Origin of the sequence: Cupriavidus necator A5-1 (genome assembly GCF_000744095.1) — a bacterium.
Classification (GTDB): Bacteria; Pseudomonadota; Gammaproteobacteria; order Burkholderiales; family Burkholderiaceae; genus Cupriavidus; species Cupriavidus necator_A.
Genome location: NZ_JQLI01000001.1, coordinates 3,974,344 through 3,990,543 on the forward strand (window position 1 = coordinate 3,974,344; position 16,200 = coordinate 3,990,543).

Below are 16,200 nucleotides of genomic sequence, written 5' to 3' on the forward strand. Positions count from 1 at the left end.
TCAGGCGCAAGGCGGGGCGTCCCCAGGTAAGAACGCACTCCTTCGCTGCACAACCGCCGGATTTACGCCGCCTCCCCTTGATCACAAGAACTTCGCGGTTTCCTGCCCGCTCGTCCTGGTCGGCACCGCCTTCTATCCGGTTCGTATCCCTCGGCTCGCAGCTTCGCTCCACGCTTCCTCCCCACGATCGGTCACCCTCTCGCAGTTGCGCTTCGCTTCGTTCGCTGTGATCAACTTACGGTGGGACTTGCACCCACAAGAGTGCGCCCATGCTGGGCGCACAGAAAAAAGGCCCGCCCCGGACATGGGGCGGGCCAGCACTGCCGCTACTTCCTTTCCGTCGTTCAGCGCACCGCCGTCTTCATCCGCGCCGGCACCGCATCCGCCGCCATCGGCGTGCGGTTCGCCAGCCCCAGCACCACCTGCCAGGCAAACGACACCGCACCGACGATAAACACCACGTCGCCAAAGGTGCGCACCCAGCGCAGCGTCTGCAGGATCGGCTGCTGCATGAATTCCTCACTGCGCGCATACCAGGTGCCATGCTCGACGCTGGCCAGGAACTGGATGATGCCGACCGGCAGCAGGCTCGTGCCGATCATCAGCACCAGGCCGGCGTTCAGGCCCCAGAACGCGGTCTTCATCAGAGCGGGGCTCAACCGGTAAGCCGGCCGCACGTAGCGCAGCACCAGCAGCGTGAAGCCCAGTGCCAGGAAACCATACACCCCGAACAGCGCCGCATGCGCGTGGACCGGAGTGGTGTTCTGCCCCTGGATGTAGTACAGCGCGATCGGCGGGTTGATCATGAAGCCGAACACCCCGGCGCCCAGCATGTTCCAGAACGCCACCGCGACAAAGCACATCAGCGGCCACTTCAGGTCTGCCATCCACGGCGCGCGCTGCTTCAGGCTCCAGTTCTCCCAGGCCTCATGGCCCAGCACGATCAGCGGCACGACTTCCAGCGCGCTGAAGGCGGCGCCCACTGCCATCACCGGCGTGGTGGTGCCGGCAAAGTAGAGGTGGTGGAACGTACCGGGGATGCCGCCGAGCATGAACAGCGAGGCCGATGCCAGGCTGGCCGCGGTCGCCATCGGGCGCGACACCAGGCCGAGCGTGGAGAAGATGAAGGCCAGCGCCGTGGTGGCGAAGACCTCGAAGAAGCCTTCCACCCACAGGTGCACCACCCACCAGCGCCAGTACTCCATCACTGTCAGGCTGGTGCGCTCGCCGTAGGCCAGGCCCGCGCCGTAGAACAGGCCGATCGCCACCACCGACGAGGTCAGCAGCGCCAGCAGGTTGCGGTCGGTGCCGCGCGCGCGCAGCGCCGGCAGGATGCCGCGCATCATCAGCACCAGCCAGATCAGGATGCCGGCGAACTTGCCGATCTGCCACAGGCGGCCCAGGTCGACATACTCATAGCCCTGGTGGCCCAACCAGAAGTTCAGGTGCGCGGGCAGCTTCTGCGCGATCGCCAGGTAGTTGCCGGTGAACGAGCCCACCACCACGACCACCAGTGCCCAGAACAGGATGTCTACGCCCAGGCGCTGGTACTTCGGGTCCTTGCCGCCGTTGATCAGCGGCGCGAGGAACAGGCCCGCGGCCAGGAAGCCGGTGGCGATCCAGAACAGCGCGCTCTGGATATGCCAGGTGCGCACCAGTGCGTACGGAAACCACTGCGATACATCGATGCCGTAGAACTTCTGGCCTTCGACGGTGTAGTGCGCGGTAAAGCCGCCCAGCAACACCTGGAACACGAACAGCGCGACCACCAGGAACAGGTACTTGCCGAGTGCACGCTGCGACGGCGTCAGCGCCACGGACAGCAGCGGATCGCGCGCCGGTGCCTGCGGCGGCGCTTCTTCCTTGCCGCGCAGGAAGGCCCACGCCCACACCAGGAAGCCGACACCAGCCAGCAGCACCACCACGCTGATCACCGACCACACCACGTTCTCGCTGGTGGGCTGGTTGCCGATCAGCGGCTCGTGCGGCCAGTTGTTGGTGTAGGTGGCCTCATGCCCCGGGCGCGCGGTCGATGCCGCCCACGCCGTCCAGAAGAAGAACTGCGTCAGTTGCTCGCGCCGTTCGGCGCTGGGCAGCGTGTTCTCCTTCATCGCATAGTGCTCGCGCGTGGTGTGCAGCGCCGGCGCGTCGGAGAACAGCTTGTCGTAGTAGGCCGCGGTATTGGCGATGGCCTGCGCGCGGCGCTTCGACACGGTCAGCACGTTGGTGTCCGGATCGGTGGCATTGCCGCGGTATTCGGTGCGCAGCTGTTCGCGCAGCGCACCTTGTTCGGGCGCGATGAGCTTCGCGTAAGGACGGCCGTAGGCGTCCTGTGCGGCCAGGTCCAGCCACGCGGTCAGCTCGCGGTGCAGCCAGTCGGCGGTCCAGTCCGGCGCCTGGTAGGCGCCATGGCCCCAGATCGAGCCGAGCTGCATGCCGCCCACGGACTGCCATGCGGTCTGGCCGTCGAGGATGTCGTCGCCGGTAAAGAGCGTGCGCCCGTCGGCCACGACAACCTTGGCCGGAATTGGCGGGGCCTGCCGGTACACCTCGACGCCGTAGTAGCCGAGCAGGGAGAACGTGACCGCCAGCACGGCGATCAACAGGAACCAGAGTCTGCGGTAAGAGCCCATGATGCTAAGTCGTTGGTTGTGGTTGCGTGCGGGCCGGCTCAGGCGTGTGTCGAGCAGGAGCAGCCGGGGGCCGCGGCGGCCTCGGCGGACGTTATGGCAGTCTCGAACAGCACGTTGTTTTCCAGGTGGATGTGTTCCATCAGGTCTTCGCGCAGCGTGCGCAGCCCGAGGTAGAGCGCGCGCCAGGTATTGCAGGCCGCGCGCGGCAGCGTGATGTCGTTGGTCAGTGCCGCCAGCCGCTGCAGCGCCTGGCCGTGGTCGTCATGCTCCAGCCGCATCACGGCGATGGGGCGACCCGCGGCGGCATGCATGCCGCGCGACAGCATCGGGAACAGCACCTGCTCTTCCTTCTGCATATGGGTTTCCAGCTCGCCGAGCATCCCGGTCAGGTGATCCGCCAGACCGAGCGGACAATCGGGCCGGTCGCCATGGACCTGCTCGACGCGTCGCGCCAGGCGGATCAGCTCGGGCAGTTGCTCGCGGTGGCGCGCGTGGAAGCGCGTGAGGATATGCCCGATCAGCGCGGCGGGCGCCGCGGCACTCCAGTCGTGGGCCGCGGGCTCGCCTTCGTCCTGCAGCACGCGCAGCTGCGCTTCGATGGCGGCGGCGTTGAGGCCCTTTTCCTGCGCGGCAGCGCGCAGCGTCTGCTTGCCTCCGCAGCAGAAGTCCAGCGCGTAGTCATGGAAGATCCGCGTGGCACCCGGAATGCGACGGGCGAGCTGGCCGAGGGATTGGTCCTGCAAAGTCATGATGTTCTCCGGTGGGAAAGTTACGCCTGCATGACTTACGCGAGGAGCGTGCCTGAAACAAAACCTTCCGGATCAATGACTTGAAACACAGAAGGTCATAAATACCCTATACTTCGAGCGGTACTTATGACCCGACGGGTATTTTTCACCATGCTACCGAGCGCGATGTATCCCGACCTGCTGGCCGACCTCGTCACCGACCTGCCGCAAGCGGTTCGCCTGCAGCGCCTGGTCAGCGTCCTGCGCACGCATTTCCGTTGCGGCGCGGTGGCGCTGCTGCGGCTCGAGGAAGACCATCTGCGCCCCGTTGCCGTCGACGGCCTGGTGCGCGATGCGCTGGGCCGGCGCTTTGCCGTGGGCCTGCATCCGCGCCTGGCGGCGATCCTGGCGCGGCGCGGCGTGACCTGCTTCCACCACGACAGCATGCTGCCCGACCCGTACGACGGCCTGATCGACGAACACGTGGGCGAGCCGCTGCCGGTGCACGACTGCATGGGCACCAGCCTGGAAGTGGACGGCCAGCCGTGGGGCGCGCTGACGCTGGATGCGCTGACGGTCGGCACCTTCGATACCGCCGCGCAGGCCGAGCTGCAGCGGCTGACGGTGATCGTCGAAGCTGCGATCCGCACCACGCGACTGGAGGCCGAGATCCGCGCGCTGCAACTCGCGCGCGGCACCCAGGCCACCGATGAGGTCGCCGGCGGCAATGGCGAAGTCACCGGCGAGATCGTCGGCCAGAGCGAAGCCATCGCCAACCTGCTGCATGAGCTCGAAGTGGTGGCCGATACCGAACTGCCGGTGCTGCTGCTGGGCGAGACCGGCGTCGGCAAGGAGCTGTTCGCGCACCGGCTGCACCGTCAGTCGCGCCGGCGCGCGCAGCCGCTGGTGCATGTCAACTGCGCGGCACTGCCCGAGTCCCTGGCCGAAAGCGAGCTCTTCGGCCACGCCCGCGGCGCGTTCTCCGGCGCCACCGGCGAACGCCCCGGCCGCTTCGAAGCTGCCGACGGCGGCACCCTGTTCCTCGATGAAGTGGGCGAGCTGCCGCTGGCGATCCAGGCCAAGCTGCTGCGCACGCTGCAGAACGGCGAAATCCAGCGCCTGGGCTCCGACCGCCCGCGCCGCGTCAACGTGCGCGTGATCGCCGCCACCAACCGCAACCTGCGCGAACACGTGCGCGACGGCTCCTTCCGTGCCGACCTCTATCACCGCCTGTCGGTCTACCCGATCCCCATCCCGCCGCTGCGCGAGCGCGGCAACGACGTGCTGCTGCTGGCCGGGCGCTTCCTCGAGCTGAACCGCGCGCGCCTGGGCCTGCGCAGCCTGCGGCTCTCAGCCGCCGCGCAGGATGCGCTGCGGCGCTACCGCTGGCCCGGCAACGTGCGCGAGCTGGAGCACGTGATCAGCCGCGCCGCGCTGCGCGCGGTCAGCCGTGGCGCGGACCGCAATGACATCGTGACGCTGGAGGCGGAATTGCTGGACCTGGACGGACTGGAATCGCCCGCGCCGGCGCTCCAGCCCGGTGCGAGCATGTCGCGCGCCTTTGCTCCACCGACATTGGGCACGACGCTGCGCGACGCGGTGGAGCAAACCCAGCGAGCCTGTATCGAGCAAGCGCTGCAGGTCCATCATGGGAACTGGGCGCAGGCGGCGCGGCAATTGGGCGTGGATGCCAGCAATCTGCACAAGCTGGCGAAACGGTTGGGGTGTAAGTGAAGGCACGGATCATGCGTGCCTGCGCCATTTGTGTGTCACCAGCATGTCGTCGCGCGGATTTCCGTCCGGCGCGTCACCTGAAAGCCGCTGGCACCCATCCGTCATGGCGACAGGCCGGCTTACCGCTTAAGCTAGTCAGCATGCCGTCCGCGCGGGCGGCGCGCAGGTGTGCCGCCGCCATGGCCACCGCCATCGGACGACTCCGCCCTGCCCCCTGCCGGCATTGCGGACCCACTGGAGAGTTCCGTGATGATGACCGCAACCCACGTCTTCTGGCCCCAGCCCTTCTGGCCGTTCCCTTACTTTGCCGGCATGCACCAGTTTGAGTCCATGCAGTCCGACCTGGCGGACAACCTGCGCCGGATGGCCGAGCTGAACCTGGAGTTCGCCCGTTCCATGTTCGACGAGCTGCGGCTCGATGCCCTGGGCCTGATCATCGTGCAGGACCCGGAAGAGCTGTACGCGCGCGAGATCGCCAGCGAGCTGCCCCTGCTCGGCGGGCCCCTGCACTACGCCTCCGCCATGCTGGAGTTGATGGCGCGCGCGCACCAGCGGTGGATCGATGCCTGGGGCCACCTGCTCATGCGCGGCGTCTTGCCCGACTGGCCGGCCGGTCGGGAAGGCGTGACCGATGTACCGTCCTGGGCGATCCGCGAAATGCCGCGGCCGCAGCGCGCCGCGGAGTGAACCCGGCGCAGGCCGATCACACCGTCACGACAAGCTTCCCGAACTGCGCATTCGATTCCAGGTACCGGTGCGCCTCGACGATCTGGTCGAAGGCGAAGGTCCTGTCGATGACCGGCCGCAGCGCCCCTGACGCGAGTCCGTCCAGGATAAAGGCCTTGGCCGCTGCCAGCTTCCCGGGGTCGCCCAGGATCTCGTGAACGAGATAGCCGCGCAGCGTCAGCGACTTGCCCAGCGCGGCAAACAGCGGGAACGGGGTCGGCTCCGGGCTCAGGCCGCCATATTCGAGCAGGATGCCGCCGCGGGACATCGCCGCCGCCAGCGGTTCGAAGATCGGGCCGCCGATCGGGTCCAGCACCACCCTGACCCCTTGCGGCCCGGCGATCTCCTGTAGCCGCACGGCCAAGTCTTCCTGCGCCGATGCCACCACGTGCGCCGCGCCGTGCGCCAGCAAGGCCTGCGCTTGGTGTCCGTGCGCGTGACCGCGATCGGGACGGCGCCGGCCAGGTTGGCGATCTGGATCGCGGCCAGGCCGACGCTGCTGGATGCCGCCGTCACCACCACGAATTCGCCCTTTCTAAGCCTGGCGATGTCGATCAGCGCCCCATAGGCGGTCAGGTACGGCATCCACAGCGCCGCGGCAGCTTCCCAGCTCAGCGACGGCGGGTGCCTGACGACCAGCGCTGCGGGGAACGTGACCAGCTCGCCGTAGGCGGGCCAGCGCACCATCGACACCGGCGGCACCACGCTCACCGCATCGCCCGGCGCAAACCCGTCGACGCCCGCGCCGACCGCGTCCACGATGCCGGCGGCCTCCAGCCCAAGGCCGGACGGCAGCGCCGGGGGCTCGATATAGGTTCCGGCGCGCAGCAGCGCATCGGCCCGGTTCAGGCCCAGCGCGCGGAGGCGGATGCGGACCTCTCCCGGTGCCGGCGGCGGCACCTCAACCTCCTCGATGCGCAATACCTCCGGCCCCCCATGCTGGTGAATGCGAACGACGCGTGCCATGGCCCGACTCCAAATTGACTGAACGGAATACACTATGCCAACGCACTGCAAGCGGATAAATTGCCGCTCGGCAAGAACACTTAAAACCAACAGTTTCCAATACGGACCGTCTGACCAGCATGGCGGTGTTCGTCAAAGCCGTCGACCTGGGCTCCTTCTCCGCTGCCGCGGATGCCCTCGCCTTGTCCGGGCCCATGGTCGGCAAGCACGTGCGCTTCGTGGAGGAGCGGCTGGGCGTGCGCCTTATCACCCGCACCACGCGCCGGCAGAGCCTGACGGAGTTCGGGCGCGCCTACTACGAGCGCTGCCGCGTCACCCTGGCCGAGACCGACGCGGCCGACGCGCTCGCCGCCGACCAGCTGGCCGAGCCGCGCGGCAGGCTGCGGGTCACCATGCCAGTGCATTTCGGGCGGCGCTGCGTGGCGCCCGTGCTGCTGGCGCTGGCGCGGCAACATCCGGCGCTGGAACTTGACCTGTCCTTCAGCGACCGCTTCTCCGACCTGGTCGAGGATGGCTACGACCTGGCCATCCGCACCGGCGAGCCGGCGGACAAGGCCGGCGTGGTGGCGCGCCGCGTTGCGCGCCAGCGCATGGTGGTCTGCGCCGCACCCGACTACCTGGCGCGGCACGGGCAACCGGCGCACCCGGACCAGCTGGCTGGCCACCATGGGATCCTCTACCGCAGGTCGGGACAGCTCCGCCCATGGCTGTTCCCCCGCCCCGACCAGCCGCCGCTGGCGCTCACGCCGCCGAACCGGCTGCGGCTGGACGACCTCGACGCGATCGCCGACGCCGCGGCCATGGGCATGGGGCTGGCCTGGCTGCCCTACTGGCTGGTGCGCGAACGGGTGCAGGCCGGCGCGCTGGTGCCGCTGTTCCCGGACCAGCCGGGCTTTCTCTACGACGCCTATGCGTTTTGGCTGCAGACTCCGCATCTGCCGCGCAAGGTCCGCCTTGCCGTCGATGCGCTGGCCGAGGCATTGCCCGGCTACATGTCATAAGCCGCCGTTCTCGTGGCGCAATTGGCCAGCGCAGCCCGGTATCATTCATGTCGATGAGAACGCGAACCCCCTATGCCGGCGCCCGAGCCAGGCGCCGAACCGGAACGGCACCCCACCATGCGGGCCGCAACGTCCCCGCCGGGATGCTCCCCGGCGCCAACGCATAGGCCAATCGCTCCAAGACGCGCCCCGCCTCCATGTCTTCCTACCCCCTGGTCCTCCTCCTCACCATCGCTGTGATATGCAGCATCGGCATGACCATTGCCACCTGGACGCGGCGCGACGATCCCACCATCCGGGCCTTCCTGGTGCTGGCCGGCGGCGTGGTGATCTGGAGCGGCGGCCGCCTGCTGGAAATCAGCTCGACCGACCTGCCAGGCCGGATCCTGTGGGCCAAGGCGCAGTACCTGGGGATCGTGGCGGTGCCGATCGGCTGGCTGGTGGCGATGGTGCACCTGAGCCGCCCGCGCTACGTGGTGCCGTGGTCCAGGCTGTGGCTGCCGGTGCTGGCCGCCGTGGTGACGGTGGTGCTGGTGTTCACCAACGAACGCCACCACCTGATCTGGCAGCGCATCACGCTGATGCCGCCCGGGGTTGCGCCCGGCGCCGTGTTCGAGCATGGCCCGGGCTATGTGGTGGTGGCGGCGTGGTCGTATGCGCTGCTCGGGCTGAGCCTGTATTTCCTGGTCACGGCGGAAGTGCCCAACGACGCCCTGTCGCGCCGGGGCCGCGCCATCCTGGCCGCGGGCCTGGCGTTGCCGCTGCTCACGCATGTCGCTTACCTGAAGCGCTGGACCGGCCCGCTCGGCGGTGACCTGACGCCGGCGACGTTTTCGCTGATGGCGGTGCTGGTGTGGTTCTGTGCGCTGCGCACCCACCTCGACGATATCGGCCACTATGCGCGGCTGCGCGTGTTCGATGCGCTGCGCGAAGGCTGCGTGATCGTCGACAGCCGGGGCGCGGTGGTCGAATTCAACCCGGCCGCCGCGCAGTTGTGGCCCGCGCTGCATCGCGGCAGCTCCGTGCCGGCCGGCTGGCAAGGCGCGCTGGAGCGCTCGCTTGCCGCCGCGGATAACACCGCCGCCCAGCCCTTCGTGCCCCCGGGCGCGCCCTTCGAACTGACGGTGGAAAGCGTTGCCAGGCTGGACGGCCGGCAGATCGGCAGCCTGGTGTTCATGCGCGATATCAGCCGGTTCCAGTCGCGCGAGCTGGCCCTGACCGCGCGGCTCGGGCAGACCGAGGAACAGTTGTCGCAGGTGCAGGCCGACCTCGATATCGACGCGCTCACCGGCATCCCCAACCGGCGCTACTTCCAGCGCGAGTCGCTCGCCGCGGTGACGCGCGCGTTCGAGCGCAACCAGGCGCTGGGCTTGCTGATTCTCGACGTGGACCTGTTCAAGCAGTACAACGACCTGCACGGCCATCTGGCCGGCGACGACTGCCTGCGCCAGATCGCCACGGCCCTGACCCAGACGCTGACGCGCCCGCAGTTCTGCGCCCGGCTCGGCGGCGAGGAATTCGCGGTGGCGCTGCCCGACGTCTCGCGCGAGGAAACCCGGGCCGTCGCCCGCCGCATGGTGGCGGCGGTGCGCGGCCTCGGCATCGCGCACAACGGCACGCCGGTCCAGCCGGTGGTCACCATCAGCGTCGGCGCGGTGTGCGCGGTGCCCGAAGCGCCGCGCCTGGAGCCGCTGCTGCACCGCGCCGACAGCGCGATGTATCAGGCCAAGCGCGCGGGCCGCAACCGCTTCATGCTGGACGGCGACGCATAGCGCGCCGCTACGCGCCGCCTGCCGCCAGCGCCCCCTGCAACGCCACCAGGCGCGCCGCCGCCCGGCTCACCCACGCCGGCCGCGGCGCGGCATCGAGCCAGTACTTGACCTCCAGTCCCAGCGCCGTATCGCCGCTGATCACCAGCTTGCGCTGGAAAAACAGAGTATCGGTATCCGCCTCGCCGCCCAGCAGCCGCAGGTAGTCCACCGCACAGGCACGCAGTGTCAGCGCGGGCGCCGGTCCGTCGGCCGCGGCCGTATGGAAGCGTCCGCCCTCGCAACGGAACGGCACCTCCAGGCCAAGGTCCTGCACCGTCAGCAGGAAGGCATGCCCGTCCAGCGCCGCGGGCGGCTCCAGCCAGCCGGCGCGGCGCGTCAGTTCCAGCGCCGCCACCAGCGGCAGCGCGCGCGCCCGCGACGGCATGCGCCGATGCACGCGGGCCATCACCTTGTGCAATGCGTTCATGCCCGCGCCTCCCAGGCGATGCCGGCGCTGCCATGCCAGTAACCATTGCAGGGCTGCGCGCCGGCCGGGACGATACCGCTGGGGGCAGGCGCCTGCACGCCGGCGCGGATCGCGGCAAGCTGCCGCACCACCTCCAGCGTGCCGGTCGAATGCGGACTGACGCGCAGCATCTGCACGCCCATCGCGGCCATGGCCAGTGCCTCGCCGCACAGGTCCAGGCAGGTGGCGCTCTGCGTCTGCACGCCGTTGAGCGTAAAGAATGCCTGCCCTTCGCCGGTGGCGGCCACCAGGCCGTCGGGGTAGTCCATGCAGCGGAATTCGCAGCTGTCCTTGCGCAGCCGATGGTGGCGCGCGGTGAAACAGCGCGCCGAGAAGGCCAGCGGCATGCGGCCCCAGACCAGGGCCTCTATATGCATGCCCGCGGGCCGGGCCGCGGCCAGCGCGCCGAGCGTCCGGCCGTCCATCTCCACCGGCGCGACGCAGCCCACCGCGCCCAGGCTTGCCAGCCACGCCAGCGTATCGGCGTGATAGGCGTTCAGGTGCGGGCCGCCGACAAAGGGCCGCCCGCCCATGCAGCGCACCGCGCCCAGGTCGTTGGCCTCGACCAGGTAGTCGTGCTGCGCGCAGGCGCGGCGCATCCAGGCGATATCGGTATCGGACTCCACCAGCACCGGGGTGGACAGCACCACCTCCTTGCCGGCATCGCGCAGCATCTGCGCGAGCTCCAGCCAGTCGGCATGGCGCAGTTCGTGGCGGCGGCTGCAGACCGTTTCGCCGAGATAGACGCGCTCTACCGGCGCATCGGCGACGGCGACGTAGAACTGCATCACTTTCTCGCGCGGCCAGTAGTACAGCAGCGGACCCAGGGCGATGCCGAAGCTCGGCAACGCGGTGTCCGTGTCGGTGTCGGGCATGGGAAACTCCATCGTGGCCGGCATGGCCATATCAAGGCAAATCGATTCCATCGGCATCACCGCCACGGCCGGTCGTAGGCGCCCTGCGTCACCTGGTCGCCCTCGGCATGGCGGCCGAGCGTGCTCTGCCATTCCTGGCGCGGCGCAAAGCGCGCCGGGTCGGCGCAGGCGGCATCGATGGCCGCGCGCAGCACGCCGACCACGTCGCCCACATAGCGCGGGCTGCGCTGGCGGCCTTCGATCTTGATCGCGGCAATGCCCATGTCGACCAGCGACGGCAGCAGCGACAGCGCGTTGAGGCTGGTCGGCTCTTCCAGCACGTAGCCGCGCTCGCCCTCGACGTCGAAGCGCCCCTTGCACAGCGTCGGATAGCCGGCGGGCTCGCCCGGCGCGTAGCTGTCGATCAGGATGCCCGACAGCCGCGCGTGCATGGTACCGTCCTGCTCGGTCCAGCGCACCGCGTGCGGGGGCGAGCAGACGCCCTTGTTGTTGGGCGAATCGCCGGTGGCGTAGGACGACAGCAGGCAGCGCCCCTCCGCCATCACGCACAGGCTGCCAAAGCCGAATACCTCCAGCTCCACGCTGGTCTGGCGCGCCAGCTTGCCGATTTGCGCCAGCGACAGCACCCGCGGCAGCACCACGCGGCGGATATTGAAGCGCTCGCGCATCAGCTCGATGGCATCGGCGTGCGTGGCCGAACCCTGCACCGACAGGTGCAGGCGCAGCCCGGGATGGCGCTCGCAGGCATAACCCATCAGGCCGGCGTCGGCCATGATGACCGCGTCGGCGCCAAGATCCGCGGCCGCGTCCACGGCGCGATGCCACTGCGGCACCGCGCCCATCTGCGCAAAGGTGTTGATGGCGAACAGCACTTCGGCGCCGTGCGCATGGGCTTCGGCAACGCCGGTGCGGATGTCGGCCTCGGTGAAGTTCAGGCCGCCGAAATTGCGCGCATTGGTGGCGTCGCGCAGGCCCAGGTAGACCGCGTCGGCGCCGTGCTGCAGCGCCATGCGCAGCGCAGCGAGCGAACCGGCGGGCGCGACCAGCTGGGGACGGCGTGGCGCGGTGGCGCCGTCGGGCAAGGCTGGGGAAGCAGGTGTCATGGGTGATGGCGCCGACGATGGCGCAGGAGGCAGGACAGCGGCCGATGCTAGCCAAGCGTTCGCGGCAGGGGCTTGATCGCGCGCAAACCGGCACCAACGCGCACATGGCGCACGCGGACCTATGCCGGTTGGCGTAGGCCGATGGCAGGGCACGCCCGCGCGCTTGACCTGCGGCAAACGCGGACCCCCGGCGCTGTGCCACGCTTCGGCAATCACCCCCCTCGCGCCAGGCCGCATGCCGGCCCCGCGCGCACCACCTTTCCGGAGAGCGTAATGAATGAACACTGGCTCAAGCTGGCCGGCCGCCGCCTGTTGCCCATCGTGCAGGGCGGCATGGGCATCGGCATCTCGGCGCACCGGCTGGCCGGCACGGTCGCGCGCGAAAACGGCGTTGGCACCATTGCCAGCATCGACCTGCGCCACCACCACCCCGACCTGGTCGAACGCACCAGCGGCCCGCGCTGCACCCGCGACAAGGCCAGCATCGAGGCTGCCAACCTGGAGGCGCTCGACCGCGAGATCCGCGCCGCGCGCAGGCTGTCCGAAGGCCGTGGCCTGATCGCGGTCAACGTGATGAAGGCGGTGGGCTCGCATGCCGCACTGGTGCGCCAGTCGTGCGAAAGCGGCGCCAATGCCATCGTCATGGGCGCCGGCCTGCCGCTGGACCTGCCCGAGCTGACCGCCGACCACCCCAAGGTGGCGCTGATCCCGATCCTGTCGGAGTCGCGCGGCATCGGCCTGGTGCTGCGCCGCTGGATGAAGAAGGGCCGCCTGCCCGATGCCATCGTGGTCGAACACCCGGCGCATGCCGGTGGCCACCTCGGTGCCGCCACCATCCAGGACCTGTCCGAGCCACGCTTCTCGTTCTCGCGCGTGCTGGCCGAGTGCCGCGAGTTGTTCCAGACGCTCGGGCTGGCGTGGGACAGCATTCCGCTGATCCTGGCCGGCGGCATCGACAGCCACGCCAAGGTGCGCCACTGGCTGAACGAAGGCGCGGCCGCGGTCCAGCTTGGCACCGCCTTTGCCGTCACCGAGGAATGCGATGCGCATCCGGCCTTCAAGCAGGTGCTGGCCACCGCGCGGCCGGAGACGCTGCGCGAGTTCACCAGCGTGGCCGGCCTGCCCGCGCGCGCAGTGCTGACGCCGTGGCTGTCGCGCTACCTGTCGAGCGAGGCACGGCTGCAGCGCCGCGCCAAGGTACGCGAATGCCTGGAGGGCTTCGACTGCCTGCAGAGCTGCGGGCTGCGCGACGGCATCGCCCGCATCGGCCAGTTCTGCATCGACCTGAAGCTGGCGCAGGCAGTGCGGGGCGATGTGGAACGGGGGCTGTTCTTCCGCGGGCGCGGTGCGCTGCCATTTGGGGAGGCGATCCGGCCGGTTGCCGAGCTTATGCATTACCTGCTGACCGGGGAAAAGCCGGCGGCGCTGGCGCCGGGCGCGCAGGCCTGACGCACGCTACCCCGCGTGCCTCGCCTTGCGGCGTGGCACGCATCACCGGTTCTTCCTCGTGCTTTTCTGCGCTCAGGCCGCGGCCAGTTCCGGCCCGCCCGCCTGCCGCGCCAGCCCCTCCGGATCGAGCAGGTAGATCTTGCCGCGCTCGATGCGCACCAGCCGCTCGGCGCAGAAGCGATGCATCACGCGCGACAGCGTTTCCGGCGTGATGCCGAGCTTTGAGGCGATCACGCGTTGCGTGCACGCCAGCCAGGTGCGGCGCGTGGCAAAGGCCTGCTCGCGCAGGAAACCCGCCACGCGCGGCAGCGCGCTCTGCAGGCTGACGGCTTCGATATCGCGCATCAGTCCGTGCAGCCGCCCGGACAGGTTGCGCAGCAGCTGTGCGGCAAGCAGCGGCTCATCCATCAGCGCGTGCCACAGCGCCGCCTTGCCGATATGCAGCACCACCGTGCGCGCCTGCGCCTGGCAGGCCATGCGGCGCGGCACCTCGAGAAACAACAGGTCCTCGCCGAACACCGAGCCGGGACCGAAGACTTCGATGGCCCGCTCGCCGGTCGGCTCTTCGCCGGAGGGCGGCAGCAGGGCCAGCTTGACCAGTCCCTCCATCACGACAAACAGGCCTTCGCACGGTTCGCCGCAGCGGAACAGGTATTCGCCCTTGCGCAGGCAGCGCAGCGTGGCGGCGGTGCGCAGCTGCGCCAGCACCGCTTCATCGACGCCGCGGAACAGCGGCAACACGTCCAGGCTCACGGCTTCAACCATGGTGATGACCTCCTTCGGCATCCACGCCCGCATGGCGCGGCGGCAGGCCGCCGCGCTTGCGCATCTGGCGCATGCAGCGCAACGCGCCCAGCAGCTGCCAGCCCAGCCACGCATTGGCGGCCGCCAGCAACACGCCGCCGGCGCGCGCCAGCCATGCCGGCGCCAGCGGCACCGCCAGCAGCAACAAGTAAGCCGCCAGCAACAGCCAGGCCTGGCGCTGTTGCCGCGCCGGCGCAATGATGGCTTGCATGGCCGGCACGCGCGCGCGCGGCGGCAGCAGCCGGCGCAGGTGCAGCCAGGCCAGGAACGGCACGATCTTGCCGAGCATGGCCGTGACCGGCAGCACGCCCGCGCCGACCAGCGCCATGGTGCCGGACCACCATGCCAGTGGCAGGTCGACGCCGGGCATGGCGACGGCGACCCCCGCCAGCAGAGCCGCGCCCAGCATGCTCGCGCATGCCAACGGCCACAGCAGCCAGAGCGGATCGTGGCGCCGCCGCGCGCGCAGCGTACCGGCCAGCCCGCAGGCGGCCAGCGCGGCGACAAAGGCCAGCCACAACAACAGCACGCCGTGCGCCAGCGCAGATACCTCAGTCCATACCAGCGCCGCGGCGCTGAACACCGCCAGCGGCAGCCAATGTCCCAGCGGCAGCCACCGCTCCAGCGCGGCGGGCAGGCGCCGCGTCTGCCAGAACATCGGCACGACGGTGGTGGCCACGCCCGTCACCAGCGCCGCCAGCCAGCCACCCAGCGCCCAGGCCACGTGCAGGTCCAGCACCTGTGCCACCGGCACGCGCCACCAGCCGCCCAGCGTGCCCGCCAGCGCCATGCCACACAGCACCGCGAGCGCCAGCGGCGCGCCGATGCCGGCAAGCGTACGGGTGGTGGCATCGACCGCGACCACGAGCCGCCCCGCCGCCAGCAACAGCACGGCGGCCAGCAGCGGCACCGCGGCGGCAATCGCCGCCGCGCGCAGGAGCATGGGCTCGCCGCCCAGCAGGCCGACTCCGAGCCCGGCGGCCATGCCCGCGCCCGCAGCCGCCACGAACGGCGCCAGCGCGCGCATGCCCGGCACGGACACGCCGGCCACCACCGGCATCATCTGGAACAGCGCGCCCACCATCACCGGCAGCAGCATGCCCAGCGCCAGCATGTGCACGGCCGCCAGCGCCAGCGGAGCGAAGCGGTCCGGCAGGCCATCGGCCGGGCCCGCCGCGAGCAGCACGCCGGCCGCCGCGCCCAGCCACGGCGCCGGCATCAGGCAGCCGAACACCACCGCCGGGCGCGGGGCGCGTTCGTAGTCCAGGTTTGCGGTTTTCATGCGGCGCGTGTCGTGCATTGAGGATCCATCGGCCAGCCCTACGCGAGGCCGGCGAGCACGGCGTCCAGGTCGGACACCTGCGCGCGGCACATCGGGAACAGCACGTTCTCTTCCTTGACGTTGTGCTGCTGCAGCAGCACCACCAGCGTGTCGAGCTCGGCCGCCAGCGCATTGCCATCATGCAGCGCCAGCCATTCGCGCGCGTTGTCCACCAGCGCGCGCACCGCGTCGTGCTCGCGGTGCATCACGGCGGTGGGGCCGCCGGCCATGCCGGTGGCCTGCTCGAAGGCCGGGAACAGGCGCGCTTCCTCGGCGTTGAAATTGGCCTCCAGCGCGGCTTCCAGCACCGCGAACGCGCCGGCGGCCCTGGCCCAGTTGGCTTCGCGCGCAGCGGCTTCGAGCCGTGCCAGCGCGTCATCGCAGTCGCGGTGCTGGCGCACCAGCAAGTCGGTTTCCGTGGACATGGTTTGCGGTCTCCCGGATCGGTATTGACCGGATGCTAGGGCGCGCCTTGCCCGCGGGATTTGATCCGGGATAAGTCCGCCGGTAAAAGCCCGTGCCATGTGCATGGGTGCGACGAAATATCACACCGTGATATATCCGGTGTGATGTGGGCCTCACA

Annotated in this window: 13 protein-coding genes and 1 pseudogene; 5 read left to right on the forward strand and 9 right to left on the reverse strand. The window is 69.8% G+C overall.

The genetic code is table 11. The features are described 5' to 3' along the window. Nucleotides 1-344: 344 nt before the first annotated feature. Both K307_RS17670 and ytfE read right to left on the reverse strand, forming a co-directional pair. Nucleotides 345-2,633 (reverse strand): nitric-oxide reductase large subunit, encoded by a 2,289-nt coding sequence (locus K307_RS17670; protein ID WP_042880024.1) that lies wholly within the window; start codon nucleotides 2,631-2,633, stop codon nucleotides 345-347. Between the two features lie 38 nt (nucleotides 2,634-2,671). Next, nucleotides 2,672-3,382: an iron-sulfur cluster repair protein YtfE gene (gene ytfE / locus K307_RS17675; RefSeq protein ID WP_042880025.1), complete on the reverse strand. Its 711-nt coding sequence runs from the start codon at nucleotides 3,380-3,382 to the stop codon at nucleotides 2,672-2,674. A 150-nt stretch (nucleotides 3,383-3,532) separates the two neighbouring features. Between ytfE and norR the strand changes: the two genes are divergently transcribed. Next, nucleotides 3,533-5,095 (forward strand): nitric oxide reductase transcriptional regulator NorR, encoded by a 1,563-nt coding sequence (gene norR / locus K307_RS17680; RefSeq protein ID WP_419187155.1) that lies wholly within the window; start codon nucleotides 3,533-3,535, stop codon nucleotides 5,093-5,095. A gap of 249 nt (nucleotides 5,096-5,344) precedes the next feature. After that, complete coding sequence (locus tag K307_RS17685) at nucleotides 5,345-5,782, forward strand: phasin family protein (RefSeq protein WP_042880027.1); 438 nt, start codon at nucleotides 5,345-5,347, stop codon at nucleotides 5,780-5,782. A gap of 16 nt (nucleotides 5,783-5,798) precedes the next feature. Here K307_RS17685 and K307_RS17690 read toward each other — a convergent pair. Then, nucleotides 5,799-6,787: pseudogene (locus tag K307_RS17690) on the reverse strand (zinc-dependent alcohol dehydrogenase family protein). 119 nt (nucleotides 6,788-6,906) lie between these two features. Here K307_RS17690 and K307_RS17695 point away from each other — a divergent pair. Continuing rightward, a complete protein-coding gene (locus tag K307_RS17695; protein WP_042880029.1) occupies nucleotides 6,907-7,788 on the forward strand; it encodes a LysR family transcriptional regulator in 882 nt (293 codons plus the stop codon). Between the two features lie 197 nt (nucleotides 7,789-7,985). Then, nucleotides 7,986-9,560: a histidine kinase N-terminal 7TM domain-containing protein gene (locus K307_RS17700; RefSeq protein ID WP_042880031.1), complete on the forward strand. Its 1,575-nt coding sequence runs from the start codon at nucleotides 7,986-7,988 to the stop codon at nucleotides 9,558-9,560. A 7-nt stretch (nucleotides 9,561-9,567) separates the two neighbouring features. Here K307_RS17700 and ubiT read toward each other — a convergent pair whose 3' ends face one another. From ubiT to ubiU, 3 genes are read right to left on the reverse strand one after another with little or no spacing between them, the layout of a single operon-like run. Next, a complete protein-coding gene (gene ubiT / locus K307_RS17705; RefSeq protein WP_042880033.1) occupies nucleotides 9,568-10,026 on the reverse strand; it encodes a ubiquinone anaerobic biosynthesis accessory factor UbiT in 459 nt (152 codons plus the stop codon). Then, nucleotides 10,023-10,940: a U32 family peptidase gene (locus tag K307_RS17710; RefSeq protein WP_042882220.1), complete on the reverse strand. Its 918-nt coding sequence runs from the start codon at nucleotides 10,938-10,940 to the stop codon at nucleotides 10,023-10,025. The genes ubiT and K307_RS17710 overlap by 4 nt, the downstream gene beginning before the upstream one ends. A 56-nt stretch (nucleotides 10,941-10,996) precedes the next feature. Continuing rightward, nucleotides 10,997-12,043 carry a ubiquinone anaerobic biosynthesis protein UbiU gene (gene ubiU / locus K307_RS17715; RefSeq protein ID WP_196251557.1) on the reverse strand — a complete coding sequence of 349 codons (1,047 nt, stop codon included), beginning with the start codon at nucleotides 12,041-12,043 and terminating at the stop codon, nucleotides 10,997-10,999. Between the two features lie 273 nt (nucleotides 12,044-12,316). On the opposite strand from ubiU, the gene K307_RS17720 reads away from it, so the two are divergent. Then, nucleotides 12,317-13,492 (forward strand): NAD(P)H-dependent flavin oxidoreductase, encoded by a 1,176-nt coding sequence (locus tag K307_RS17720; RefSeq protein ID WP_042880035.1) that lies wholly within the window; start codon nucleotides 12,317-12,319, stop codon nucleotides 13,490-13,492. Between the two features lie 72 nt (nucleotides 13,493-13,564). Here K307_RS17720 and K307_RS17725 read toward each other — a convergent pair whose 3' ends face one another. Genes K307_RS17725 through K307_RS17735 form a run of 3 tightly spaced genes read right to left on the reverse strand, consistent with a single transcriptional unit; the run spans nucleotide 13,565 to nucleotide 16,042 of the window. Continuing rightward, nucleotides 13,565-14,257 carry a Crp/Fnr family transcriptional regulator gene (locus K307_RS17725; RefSeq protein WP_080745141.1) on the reverse strand — a complete coding sequence of 231 codons (693 nt, stop codon included), beginning with the start codon at nucleotides 14,255-14,257 and terminating at the stop codon, nucleotides 13,565-13,567. Beyond that, nucleotides 14,250-15,578 carry a hypothetical protein gene (locus tag K307_RS17730; protein ID WP_042882227.1) on the reverse strand — a complete coding sequence of 443 codons (1,329 nt, stop codon included), beginning with the start codon at nucleotides 15,576-15,578 and terminating at the stop codon, nucleotides 14,250-14,252. The genes K307_RS17725 and K307_RS17730 overlap by 8 nt, the downstream gene beginning before the upstream one ends. A 38-nt stretch (nucleotides 15,579-15,616) precedes the next feature. After that, a complete protein-coding gene (locus K307_RS17735; RefSeq protein WP_042880037.1) occupies nucleotides 15,617-16,042 on the reverse strand; it encodes a hemerythrin domain-containing protein in 426 nt (141 codons plus the stop codon). Nucleotides 16,043-16,200 lie beyond the last annotated feature (158 nt).